The sequence below is a fragment of the Reichenbachiella sp. 5M10 genome, assembly GCF_002742335.1.
Taxonomy (GTDB): domain Bacteria; phylum Bacteroidota; class Bacteroidia; order Cytophagales; family Cyclobacteriaceae; genus Reichenbachiella.
This window is the reverse complement of sequence record NZ_MDGR01000007.1, coordinates 2,298,363-2,310,495: the sequence shown is the minus strand read 5'-3', so window position 1 is coordinate 2,310,495 and position 12,133 is coordinate 2,298,363. Positions and strand designations below refer to the sequence as shown.

10 protein-coding genes are annotated in these 12,133 nt (G+C 43.5%); all 10 read right to left on the bottom strand.

The window, feature by feature from the left end; all coding sequences use genetic code 11:
• Positions 1-230 precede the first annotated feature (230 nt).
• The 10 genes from BFP72_RS09335 to miaB all read right to left on the bottom strand — a co-directional run bounded on the left by BFP72_RS09335 (position 231) and on the right by miaB (position 12,117).
• Positions 231-632 (bottom strand): DUF3127 domain-containing protein, encoded by a 402-nt coding sequence (locus BFP72_RS09335; protein WP_099598884.1) that lies wholly within the window; start codon positions 630-632, stop codon positions 231-233.
• A 189-nt stretch (positions 633-821) separates the two neighbouring features.
• On the bottom strand, positions 822-2,354 hold the full coding sequence (locus tag BFP72_RS09330; protein ID WP_099598883.1) for a methyl-accepting chemotaxis protein: 1,533 nt from the start codon (positions 2,352-2,354) through the stop codon (positions 822-824).
• Between the two features lie 29 nt (positions 2,355-2,383).
• On the bottom strand, positions 2,384-3,670 hold the full coding sequence (locus BFP72_RS09325) for an alginate export family protein (protein WP_099598882.1): 1,287 nt from the start codon (positions 3,668-3,670) through the stop codon (positions 2,384-2,386).
• A 361-nt stretch (positions 3,671-4,031) separates the two neighbouring features.
• Complete coding sequence (gene groL / locus BFP72_RS09320; protein WP_099598881.1) at positions 4,032-5,663, bottom strand: chaperonin GroEL; 1,632 nt, start codon at positions 5,661-5,663, stop codon at positions 4,032-4,034.
• Positions 5,664-5,700: 37 nt separating this feature from the next.
• Positions 5,701-5,979 (bottom strand): co-chaperone GroES, encoded by a 279-nt coding sequence (gene groES / locus BFP72_RS09315; protein ID WP_099598880.1) that lies wholly within the window; start codon positions 5,977-5,979, stop codon positions 5,701-5,703.
• Positions 5,980-6,202: 223 nt separating this feature from the next.
• Positions 6,203-6,574 (bottom strand): preprotein translocase subunit SecG, encoded by a 372-nt coding sequence (secG, locus tag BFP72_RS09310; RefSeq protein ID WP_099598879.1) that lies wholly within the window; start codon positions 6,572-6,574, stop codon positions 6,203-6,205.
• Complete coding sequence (locus tag BFP72_RS09305; protein ID WP_099598878.1) at positions 6,574-8,808, bottom strand: hypothetical protein; 2,235 nt, start codon at positions 8,806-8,808, stop codon at positions 6,574-6,576. The genes secG and BFP72_RS09305 overlap by 1 nt, the downstream gene beginning before the upstream one ends.
• Before the next feature lie 41 nt (positions 8,809-8,849).
• Complete coding sequence (gene lptE / locus BFP72_RS09300; RefSeq protein WP_099598877.1) at positions 8,850-9,377, bottom strand: LPS assembly lipoprotein LptE; 528 nt, start codon at positions 9,375-9,377, stop codon at positions 8,850-8,852.
• Positions 9,361-10,650 carry a sigma-54-dependent Fis family transcriptional regulator gene (locus BFP72_RS09295; protein ID WP_099598876.1) on the bottom strand — a complete coding sequence of 430 codons (1,290 nt, stop codon included), beginning with the start codon at positions 10,648-10,650 and terminating at the stop codon, positions 9,361-9,363. Before BFP72_RS09295 ends, lptE begins: the two co-directional genes overlap by 17 nt.
• A gap of 6 nt (positions 10,651-10,656) precedes the next feature.
• Entirely contained in the window at positions 10,657-12,117 is a 1,461-nt protein-coding gene (gene miaB / locus BFP72_RS09290) for a tRNA (N6-isopentenyl adenosine(37)-C2)-methylthiotransferase MiaB (RefSeq protein WP_099598875.1), read from the bottom strand.
• Positions 12,118-12,133: the final 16 nt, after the last annotated feature.

Sequence of the window (12,133 nt, the reverse complement as noted above, 5' to 3'; positions counted from 1 at the left end):
GATGCAAAAAGTAAGTATTCCACGCTAGTTTGTCTTTTCGGAATTGAAGAGGTTTGGAAGTGATTGTATGTAAAATATTTGAACTCAATCAGTTAAGTGTCGGGGTGGTCGGGCTTGTTTTTTTGCATAAAAAAGAGCCAAGACTTTACAGGATCTTGGCTCTTTTGGTTTATAAAACTGAGAGGTACTGGGTGTATCTCAGGATAGGTCTTTAGGGACTTCAATGTTACTTAAAACGGAAGGTCGTCCGCGTCAGAATCACTGCTGTTGTTGAGCCACTCTGGTTCGGCAAGACTTTCGCCTGCTGCTGCATTGCCTCCCTGTGCTGGAGATGGGTTTGCAGAGATGTCGTTGGCTGCTGATAGTCTCCATGCTTGTAGCGAGTTGAAGTAGACCACTTGCCCTTGTGGGTTGGTCCATTTCCTTCCTTTGAGGTTGAACGCTACGTTGAGTTCCTGTCCGACGTTGTATGCATCGAGTTGCTCACATTTGTCTTGGATCAATTCAAATTTGACAAATTCTGGATATTGCGGGTTTTCAGCATATTCTACTACAAATTCTCTTTTTTTGAATCCACTGGCGCCAAATGTCGCTGTGTCGTATTTTTCTAAAAGTTTCGCTTTGATTTCCATGAGTAATTGTTTGAATTGAAAAATTGGGTGGCAAATATGATGATTCAGTAAAGAACAAGCAAGTTGATTTTTGTTTGATTCGTATAAAATTGATTTCATCACTCTATGGATGACAAAAAAGCCCTTGTTCGATTGCGAACAAGGGCTACATAACTAAACAATATGAAAAAACGGTTCTAACTAATTTTCTTAATCGTCAACTCTAAAGAAGGAGACGAGTTCTTTGAGTGTTTCGGCTTGGTTGGAGAGCTCTTCTGAGCCACTGGCCATCTCTTCTGAACTCGCCGAGTTGCTTTGTATGATGTCGTTGAGTTGTTGAATGGCGACATTGATTTGTTTGGAAGATTCGTTTTGTTCCAATGAACTGTCGGCAATTTGTTTGACGAGGGAGGCCGTTTTGTTGATTTCTGGTACGAGATCTTGCAGAAGCACACCTGATTTTTCGGCCACTGATACACTTGATCGTGACAATTCGTCGATTTCTCCGGCGGCTTTTTGCGAGTGTTCTGCAAGTTTTCGGACCTCTGCGGCGACTACCGCAAACCCTTTTCCTTGTTCTCCGGCTCTAGCAGCTTCTACCGCTGCGTTGAGCGCGAGGATGTTTGTCTGTCTAGCGATTTCGCCAATGATGGTGATTTTTTCGGCGATGGAAGTCATGCTCTTGACTGTGTCGCCTACAGCGGTGGACGCGTCGGTTACACTCATAGAGGCTGAGTCGGCAATGCGCTCCGTTTCGCTGGCATTGTCGCTGTTCTTGACAATGGTTTCGGTCATCATGTCCATGGACGAATTGATTTCTTCGGCAGAGGCTGCTTGTTCGTTGGCTCCTTGAGAGAGACCGATCGAGATGTTGGTGAGTTGCTCACTGGCAGAGGAGAGGTTCCCTGCTGATGAGACTACTTCAGAGATGATTTTTCTCAATTCCATGACCATCAATTTAAGGTCTGCGTAGAGGCCTTGGTTTCGGTCATCAAATCGGATGTTCAAGTTTCCTTGTGATAGGTTTTTGGCAATATCCGCTGCTTCAGTAGGTTCGCACCCAAGTTGGCTGACGATACTACGTGTCAAAACAATGCCCGAACTGATCATCAGTAGTAGTAAGCCTCCAAAAAACACAAAGGCAATTTGTCGTACCTGGATCGAGCGATCGATGCTTTGACGGAAGTGTTGTGCAGCTTCTTTCTCACTGATCTCAGTCAATTCGTCTATGGCAGTGCGGAGCGTATTGAAGGCCGTTACGAAATCTTCGAAATAGACTTGTTTGGCTTGTTCTATATCTCCTGCTTTGAGGTTTCTGCCAATTTGTGAGGTATAGGAAAGTAGTTTGTCGTACTGAAACTCAAACGATTGGAACTGAACCAAATCACTTTTGCCTGTAGAGTTGATGTAGATGGTTTTGAAACTTTGGAATCGCTCATTGAGCTGTTGGATATTTTCATCCACTATGGCAAATTTTTCTTCAAGTTTGCGTGAGTCGACGTTTTCACTGTCAAAGGTGACCAGTATCTCGCTAAACTCTAGCCTCGCTTGGTAGCCATCCCTGTCTGACTGGAGGAGATAGCTGATACTCACCAGCCAATCCTCGTAGATCGCTTCGATGTTGCCTTTGATGAGTGAGAGACTGTTGGTGTTGTATAGGATGTTGGAAATGTACAACACGATGATGATTGCAAAGACCGAGAAAACTCGCGTGGAGACCTTAAAGTTCGTTAAGAATTTCATGAGACTGATGTTTGAAAAGTAGAGTTTAGTTAAAATGTCAGGTTTAGGAATGTCGGTTTCACAGTGACGACTGCATAGATGGTCGATGATCCGTCGGACTGGGTGGTGTCGTAGTAGCTGAGGTAGGTGTCTGTCACCCACATATGGCTAAATCCAAGTGTAAGCTTGGTGTTGTTGCTTTGCTTGAAATGCCACCTCAAGTCCAATTCGGTACCGTAGTAATCGTTCAGCTTTTCAGTTTGTGTTTCATTGTAAATACTCGCTTGGCTGAAAAAACCGTGTAGGTCAACGTCCAAACTAGAACGATCACCGGTACTGAAATTAGATTTTATGTAGTAGTCTTCTAGCCCTGTCACGGGCCATAGTTTGGTATAGAAATAATCGAGGTATCCAAAGTGCCCATGACGTAAGCCAAAGAGGATGTCAAAGTCGTTTCTCTCTCCATAGTTGGGGTTGGCAGCATCTCTAGTGGAGGTGCCAGATACCACGTCTGTACCGATGGTGAGCGAAACCTTCTTGTTGGGTTTGAAGTGGGCCTGAGCCGAATAGAAAAAAGCATTGATCTTGCGATTGGATCCTACAGTGTCTTTTCCGAATTGATGGTAGTAAATTCCCTTGAGTTTGAGTTTGTCGGTGATTTGGTATCCGATATTGGCCCCTGCCGTCTGGTCGTAACGAATTTCTAAGTCGCCGCTATGTTCCTCTAGTCCTCTGTTGAGAAATACCGCAGATGCAGAAAGTCTGTCCGTGTCTTTTTGCAACCATATAAATTGCATGTTCTTATGATTTTGATAGGTGTATCTTTCGTGTTCGAGGGTGAAGCCGGTGGAATGATAGGCGAGAGCCAAATGCGCTTTGAAGCCACTTTTCTCGTATTTGATCAAGGCAGCATCATGGGCCATGTTGCCTCCCCAGTTGAGCCCGCCAAGGATGTACTGATCGCCATAGATGAATCCCTGACGACCGAATTTGACGGACAGGTGATTTACAATTCTTTTTTCTACCCAAGCACGGTATATACTCAGGTTTCCTGCTTGGCCGTTGGTTTTGTAGGTGCCCCACGCTCTCAAGTCTTGCAAAATAATTTCTGCTGACATGTCGTTTTTTTTCTCATACTGCATGATGACTCGGGTTCGCTGACCAATGTAGCCTTCGGCGGTTCGATTGTCGACCATTGGAATGCGGTATCCATGAGAGTAGAGTGGGTTGAGTCTGAATTCTCCTTGGAATGTAAAGGTTTGGTCTTGAGCAAGTGTCTGGGTGGCTGCAGCCATTAGCAACAATAGGTGTAGGAAGAGTACTTTATTGAATTTCATCTATATCATTGGTTTTGATATTCCAAAATTGTCGTGCTTAGAGGGGAGATTCAATCCTGTTTAAGTTGTAATTTTTTCTAGGTAAAAAGGCGTAAGTCTAGACTAGGAAATAGGAACTGAACAAGCTCGGAGTAACGAATAGAGGGGGAGTTGTGTAGTCAAAATAGCCATCAGGCTTGTGCGAGTGGTTCGGTTGTCGATATGTTGAGGAAAGGTGACTAAGCGGTATTACTGATAAGAAAGGAGTGATGTGGCTTGTATACCATTCTAAAAGCAAAAAAAGCTCAGACAAATGAATGTCTGAGCTTTGCGTTATAACTAAATGTCCGTACTAACCTGTCGGACGAAAAGGCTTGTGATATTACATCATGCCGCCCATGCCGCCACCCATTGGAGGCATAGCTGGAGCACCTGCTTCTTCTGGCTGATCTGCTACGGCAGCTTCAGTGGTCAAGAGCAATGATGCGATAGAAGCAGCATTTTCTAAAGCCAAACGAGTCACTTTAGTAGGATCGATGATACCTGCTTTGAACATCTCTTCATAGACGTCTGTTCTCGCGTTGTATCCATAGTCTCCTTTGCCTTCTCTTACTTTGTTGACAACTACAGAAGGCTCACCGCCAGCATTGCTAACGATCGTTCGGAGAGGAGCTTCGATACCCATTCTTACGATGTTGACCCCTGTGTTTTGATCTTCGTTTTCCAAAGTCAAACCATCGAGAGATTCGATCGCTCTGATAAGTGCTACACCACCACCAGCTACGATACCTTCTTGTACAGCAGCTCTAGTCGCGTGGAGAGCATCGTCTACTCTGTCCTTCTTTTCTTTCATTTCGACCTCAGTCGCAGCACCGATATATAGGATGGCTACACCACCTGACAACTTTGCCAAGCGCTCCTGGAGTTTTTCTTTGTCATAGTCAGACGAAGTGTTTTCCATTTGCTGCTTGATTTGGTTGACTCTTGCGACGATGTCTTCTGCTTTTCCAGCACCATTGACGATAGTAGTGTTGTCCTTGTCGATGTTGATTTTCTCAGCAGTACCGAGGTACTCCAAGGTAGCATTTTCTAGGTTGTAGCCTCTTTCTTCGGAGATTACTGTACCACCTGTCAAGATCGCGATGTCTTCCAACATAGCTTTTCTACGGTCACCGAAACCAGGAGCTTTGACAGCTGCTACTTTGAGTGAACCTCTGATTTTGTTGACAACCAAGGTAGCGAGAGCTTCGCCATCTACATCTTCTGCAATGATCAATAGCGGTCGTCCTTGTTGTGAAGTAGCCTCGAGTACCGGTAGCAACTCCTTCATTGTAGAGACCTTCTTGTCGTAGATCAAAATGTATGGATTGTCTAGCTCTGTTTCCATTTTCTCTGTGTTGGTCACAAAGTACGGAGAAAGGTACCCTCTGTCAAACTGCATACCTTCTACAGTTTTGACTTCTGTTTCAGTTCCTTTGGCTTCTTCTACGGTGATTACACCGTCTTTACCTACTTTGTCCATTGCATTGGCGATCATTTGACCGATCTCTGCATCGTTGTTGGCAGATACTGTAGCTACTTGAGCTACTTCTTCCGAGCTTTTGATTTCTTTGGACTGCTTCTTGAGGTTTTCTACTACGGTAGAGACCGCTTTGTCGATTCCTCTTTTGAGGTCCATTGGGTTGGCTCCTGCAGCTACGTTTTTGATTCCATGAGCAAAGAGAGCTTGAGTCAGTACAGTTGCTGTAGTCGTACCGTCTCCAGCATCGTCAGCCGTTTTAGAAGCTACTTCTTTGACGAGTTGAGCTCCCATGTTTTCGATAGGTTCGCTGAGCTCGATTTCTTTGGCTACAGATACACCGTCTTTGGTGACAGTCGGAGCGCCAAATTTCTTGTCAAGTATTACATTTCTACCCTTAGGTCCCAATGTTACTTTTACTGCATCAGCGAGTAGATCAACGCCTTTTTTGAGTTTGTCTCTTGCGTCAGTGTTGAAAAAAATGTCCTTTGCCATTATTTTTATGTATTAAAATTCGAGTTGAATAAATTGATTAAAGTGTTCCGAACACGTCTGAGTTTCTCATGATGAGGTACTCACTTCCCTCCAAAGAGATTTCTGTTCCAGAGTATTTACCATAAAGAACTTTGTCTCCTACCTTTACTGTCACAGGCTTGTCACTTGTTCCTTCACCCACAGCAACTACTACGCCCTCTTGTGGCTTTTCTTTGGCAGTGTCAGGAATGTAGATTCCAGATGCAGTTTTTTCTTCTGCAGCAGCAGGTTCAACCAAAATTCGGTCCTCGTTTGGTTTAAAGTTAACTTTTGACATTTTACTTTTCGTTTATGATTTTTTGAATAAAATAAAATCTTATTGCTTCTCTACTATCACTTCTTGTGCCAAAACCTATTCACTGACAAAAGGGGTGTCTAGTGCTGACAAAATAACAGAGCAGGGGATTGGATGCTGACAAGGCTGACAGCTTTGCAGTGGGTACAAAAAAAAGTCCTGACAGATCTGCCAGGACTTTCGTTTCAATTTTATTGTTGTACGCTTATTCGGCGTCTTCTTCAGGTAGTTCTTCCAACCCTGGGAGAGCTTCTGCAGGTTGCTCCTCCTCGATACCAAGTGTTGGAGTAGCTGCCTTTTCTTGTGCGCTTTCGACGTTAGGGCTGATGAATTCGTTACTGTCGTTTGCACTGCCTATCAAAAATTTGGTAGACATAGTCAAGAGGATCAGTACTATGGCCAATGTCCATGTCATTTTTTCCAAAAGGTCGCCTGTCTTTTTGACTCCCATCAATTGAGACGTACCCGAACCACCAAATTGACTTGTCAATCCGCCACCTTTAGAGTTTTGTGCAAGGATGACTAGGATGAGGATTATTGCCACTATGACAATCAATGTAATAACAGTTGCAAACATTATAATTTCTTTAGTTTTTCAATTTGAGACGCAAAGTAAGCCTTTTTTTGAGGATTTTTCAAAATTAATTTTTGGTAGATCTCAATGGCCCTTTCTGTTTTTCCTTGTTCAGTAAGTATGGTTGCTAGATTTTCGGTGACCAGCTTGTCAGGGAATATAGAACTATGGATGGATAGATCTTCGTTGCTGACAGGTTTATCCTTCTGATCTCTAGATACTTCAATGCTTGGGTTGGTCTGGATGAATGAGTCAATCAGTGAGTCCTGTAAATCCTTGGGGATTTTTTCAGTATTTAGTTTAGGCTCTTTTTTTTTTACCTCCTCGTCATCTGGAGTTTTTTTGTCCTTCGGGGGCTTTTTAGAAGTGAGTTTTTTGGAGGTTTTGATACTCGCCGATACCCTGAATTTAGGGGAGCTTTTGAGTTTGTTCTCAGGTTCCTCCTCAGGCTCTTTTGCTTCCTTTTTCGGTTTGGTAGTTTTGGTTGTGGTCGTTTTTTTCTTGGTTGCAGCTGTTTTTTTGCTCGCCTTTTTAGTTTCTGCTTTTGCCTTGGTTGTAGCAGCTTTAGAAGCTTTTGGTTTTGCGGTTGTTTTGGCTGTCTTTGTGGTTGGTGCTTTCTTTTCTTCTACAGAGGGGGCTGTTTTTGATACCTCTGAAGTTGCCTTTACTTTGGTTGCTGTTTCCTTGTCCTCCTTCTTTGGTTTGGTGAAGTTGTGCGGGCGTTTCATGATTGATAGACGAAACTTTTTGTCGCCTTTGGAGGCTCCTGGGACAAGTTTTAGTGTCTTTCGTTCTTCGTCGTATTGATTGAGTTCCGTCTCAGAATCATCTTTGGATAAGTCCAATTCTTCGTTAAGCTCTTCTTCGTCAATTTCTACCCTAATGCTTTGCTCCTTTTTGGGAGGAGTGGTGGCAACTTTGGCTTCTTTGTTCGTTGAACTTTTTTCTTCATTCGAGGTCTTTTCGACCTGAGAAGGCTTTTCTTTTTCCTCCAGTTGTTGGGCAACCTCAGATGAGACATCTTCTGGCAAGCCAGTGGTATCCATGTTTTCCACTTCTTCACTGACTTGATCTACGATTTCTGTCAGCTCTTCCGAGGAGATCATCTCTTCTTTTACTTCTTCTGAAACTTCTTCCGTTTTTTGCTCTTCGGGCGAAGGTGAAGGGGTGGCGGTCTTTTTGCTTTTGAATTCTTCGGGTAGCTCCTTGGGCTCGGGGATGCTGTTGAAGTTGTATATCGTCTCCTGGTCCAGTTCTATCACATCTTCATCCACAATGGGCGAGTCCGAATCATCATCCATTATGGGGAGATCTGGCAACTTGTCGGCTTTGATGGTGGTTTTTGGAGCTGGACTTTCTGCTTTTTCGGGTTCTTCTACCTCTTTTTGTTTCTCTGGAGGAGTGATGTGAGCAATTTGACTTTCGAGATCAGCCATTTGATCGTCAAGGTCTTCTATATCAGGTGCAGAACTGTCCTTCTTTTGGTCCGTTGGAGTTGAAGGAGGGGTGTCTTTAGCTTCTGCTACTTCTGGAGTAGGGTTAACTGTTTTTTCCTGCTTTGGTTGTTTGGTGTCAATACCAGTGACTTCAGCTACTTTGGAATCAATAGCTGCTTCTATCTGGTCTAGCTCTTCTTCTAGAATCGTCTCTTTAGTACTAGCCTCTTTTGTTTCCGACTCCTTTTCAAGGAATGGTTCTGGACTAGTTTCAGTAGCAATATTAGGCAGGTCTTTGGCTTCTTCGGCTTCTACTTCGTCTGCGACTTGACGCTTTAATTTTTCGTAAGTATCCTCTTCATGTTCCTTGTGAGTGACTGGTAGAATGACTATTTCTTCAGGATGTTCCTTTTCGTAAGCCAGATAGTTTTCACGACTTGACTTTAAGTTTTCCAAATTGGCATATACTTCTTGGATGAACTGGTCCAAGTTGCTTTTAGCTACTGCAGGAGCTTGTGGAGGAGGGGTAGGAGATTTTGGGGTAGAAGTTGTAGGTTTGACTGGCTTCTCAGCGGAGGTCATAATGTCTTTAAATACCGCTCTATTGGTTGCATAAACCGCTGCAGTACTTGTCAATTTTTGTGCATTTGGTAAGCCCAATTGCTTACTCAATTTCGCTAAAAGAACATGTCCGTTTTGAAAGAAAGGATACTCATGAACCAACTTGTTAAGCTCCTTTGCCTCTGCTACAGATCCTCTCTCTGTTGTTCTTACTAACTCAATAAACTTCTGCTTATTCAAAGATTTGTTTGGTTTATGCTAAACGCTAAAGTTAATAAAATTTACCAATTAGCCACAGAGCTGTTAAATATATCCAGAATGATTTGATCGAAGATTTCTTCGACAAATTGATCTTCGTTTGATGACAAGTCTTGACTGTCCTGATCAAAGTCTATGAAGAATGAAAAGGTCTTGTCAAAATCAAAGGTATCGTCTTTTGTGTTGACATATGCTGCGTTGACGAAAATCGTGAGTCGCGTCAAGCTAGTGAGGTCAATGTTGCTGTCGTCTTCAGCAGCTGATACTGCGACAGGGGAGAGGGTATAGTTGGTGATGCTGCCTTCGAGCTGAAGATCACCGTCTGAATCCACGAGTACCAAGTTGGTGTTTTGGATATAGTAGTCACGGACCATCTCTGTGAAAGTGATACTCATATTGGACGGACCCAAAGGAGCGTTGTTGTAAAACGTAGGGATAGATATCGTTTTGACATCTGCCGAGATGGAGGCTCCAGTGAAGGAGTAGACCCCACAGGAGGTGTGGAGTGCACATCCTAGCACAAGTAGGATCACATTAATCTTCCAGTTCATATTGTTTGATTTTTCTGTAGAGTGTTCTTTCCGAAATGCCTAGGTCTTGAGCAGCATACTTTCTTTTGTTCTTGTTTTTTCGCAGGGCCTTTATGATCATTTCTTTTTCTTTTTTTTCTAGCGAAAGAGAATCGTCATCTTCGGTCTCATGGGCAATGTCTTCGATTTTATCCAATTCGTAGGTGGATAGATTGGTATTGGAAGAGGATGAGATCAAAATTGGTTCTTCGGAGCGTTTGGGTTTCGGTTTGTCATGGAAATCTTCATCGACGATTTCCATGTTTTGAAATAAACTCCTGTGTTCTTTGAGGATTTCTGTATTGGTTGCCTCGTTGTTGAGCATGTCATGAATCAATTTCTTCAACTCTGTGACATCATTTTTCATATCAAATAGGATCTTGTACAAGATGTCTCGTTCTGAAAAACCACTGTCTTTGCCTGTGTTGGATTCTTTTTTGTCAATAGTAGCAGGCAAGTAAGAATTGTCCATCGGGAGGTACGAAGCAAGTTTTGCCGCGTCCAAGGTGCGCTCTAGTTCTAGGACAGAGATCTGCTCTACGATGTTTTTGAGTTGGCGTATGTTGCCAGGAAAACGAAACTTGTTGACTAGATCCTTAGCGTCTTGAGTCAATTTGATTGGTTCGACGTGGTATTGCTCTCCAAAATCATAGGCGAATTTGCGAAACAAAAGTTCGATATCTGATCCTCGCTCTCTCAACGGTGGGACATAAATAGGTACAGTATTGAGTCTGTAGTATAGATCCTCTCTGAATTTTTTGTTTTGTACAGCTCCGAGTAGATTGACGTTGGTGGCAGCAATGACGCGTACATTGGTTTTGAGTACTTTGGATGAACCCACCTTGATGAATTCTCCATTTTCTAACACGCGTAGTAGACGTGCTTGTGTGCCGATGGGCATTTCGCCAATCTCGTCGAGAAAGATTGTTCCGCCATCTGTCACCTCAAAGTAGCCTTTGCGAGCCTCGTGCGCTCCAGTAAAGGATCCTTTTTCGTGTCCAAAGAGTTCTGAATCAATGGTGCCTTCTGGGATAGCTCCACAGTTGATGGCTATAAATTGTCCGTGCTTTCGCTTGCTCAGCGAATGAATGATTTTGGAAAAGGATTCCTTGCCACTACCGCTTTCACCAGTGATCAATACACTCATGTCAGTAGCAGCTACTTGTGCGGCTACATTGATCGCTTGGTTGAGCAAAGGCGAATTGCCGATGATACCAAATCGCTGCTTGATGGATTGGATGTCAGATTCTTTCAAAACTATTTATTCGTTTTCGATTAGGGTGCCAAATAGAGTGCCAGTAGTACTGTCGTTGATTTTGACGTGAACATACTCACCTTTTTTGTGGGAACCTTTATCGAAAATCACCACTTTGTTGGTGGTGGTTCGTCCAAAGAGTTGCTGGTCAGATTTTTTGGAAATGCCTTCGATGAGTACTTCATATTCTTTGCCTACATCTCTGCGGTTGGTTTCACGCGAACATTCATTTTGGAGCTCTATGATTTCGTTGAGTCGACGTTTTTTGACTTCCAATGGAATGTCATCCTCAAACTTCTTCTCTGCAAGTGTCCCAGGTCTTTCGGAGTAGAAGAACATGTAAGATAGGTCGTATTTGACGTACCTCATGAGTGATAAAGTGTCTTGATGTTCTTCTTCGGTTTCTGAGCAAAATCCTGTGATCATGTCACTTGATAGTCCACAGTCTTCTCCTAGTATTTCTTTGATTTTGTCTACGCGATTGATGTACCACTCACGGTCGTATGTACGGTTCATCAAGTCGAGAATTCTAGAGTTTCCACTCTGAACGGGCAGGTGGATGTATTTGCAGATGTTGTCGTATTCCTTCATGGTATACAGTACCTCATCTGTGATGTCTTTGGGGTGCGAAGTGGAGAACCTGACCCGAAGCTTGGGGTCTACTTTGGCTACCATTTCGAGGAGGTTGGCAAAATTGATGACCTCTTGGATGTCTGATTTTTCTAGCTTGGCTTTATTGTTTTGTTCAGCAGACCATTTGTAGGAGTCTACATTTTGGCCGAGCAAAGTGACTTCTCTGTACCCTTTGTCAAAGAGGTCTTGAGCTTCACGTACAATTGAGTACGGGTCACGGCTTCTCTCTCTGCCTCGGGTGAAGGGAACAACACAAAATGAACACATGTTGTCACAGCCACGCATGATTGAGATGAAGGCAGTCACTCCGTTGGAATTGAGGCGGACAGGACTGATGTCTGCGTAGGTTTCTTCTCTTGAGAGGAAAGTATTGACTGCTTTTTGACCAGAGTCTACATCTCCTAGCAAATTGGGTAGGTCGCGATACGCGTCAGGACCTACGACGAGATCCACAATTTTTTCTTCTTCGAGAAATTTGGACTTGAGTCGCTCTGCCATACATCCGAGCACACCTACGACCATTTCTGGGCGTTTTTTCTTGTGCGCATTGATGTGATTGAGCCTGTTTCGGACAGTTTGCTCAGCTTTCTCACGGATCGAACAGGTATTGAGGAAAGTAACATCGGCATCTTCTATAGAAGCAGTGGTAGTGTAGCCCTGTTCCTTCATGATAGAAGACACGATCTCACTGTCAGAGAAGTTCATTTGGCAGCCGTAGCTCTCGATGTATAGCTTCTTCTTGCCAGTATTCCCTTCGTCTTTAGTGATGCGTACCTCTTCTTGCTTCTGTTCTTCGCCACTTAGAATGTCTAAATCACTGATCAGTCCTTTCATTCTTTCGTCTCTTTAT

Bases quoted from the DNA above. Each gene is read 5' to 3' on its own strand.
- BFP72_RS09335 (WP_099598884.1), bottom strand. From the start codon at position 632: ATGGAAATCAAAGCGAAACTTTTAGAAAAATACGACACAGCGACATTT.
- BFP72_RS09330 (WP_099598883.1), bottom strand. From the start codon at position 2,354: ATGAAATTCTTAACGAACTTTAAGGTCTCCACGCGAGTTTTCTCGGTC.
- BFP72_RS09325 (WP_099598882.1), bottom strand. From the start codon at position 3,670: ATGAAATTCAATAAAGTACTCTTCCTACACCTATTGTTGCTAATGGCT.
- groL (WP_099598881.1), bottom strand. From the start codon at position 5,663: ATGGCAAAGGACATTTTTTTCAACACTGACGCAAGAGACAAACTCAAA.
- groES (WP_099598880.1), bottom strand. From the start codon at position 5,979: ATGTCAAAAGTTAACTTTAAACCAAACGAGGACCGAATTTTGGTTGAA.
- secG (WP_099598879.1), bottom strand. From the start codon at position 6,574: ATGTTTGCAACTGTTATTACATTGATTGTCATAGTGGCAATAATCCTC.
- lptE (WP_099598877.1), bottom strand. From the start codon at position 9,377: ATGAACTGGAAGATTAATGTGATCCTACTTGTGCTAGGATGTGCACTC.
- miaB (WP_099598875.1), bottom strand. From the start codon at position 12,117: ATGAAAGGACTGATCAGTGATTTAGACATTCTAAGTGGCGAAGAACAG.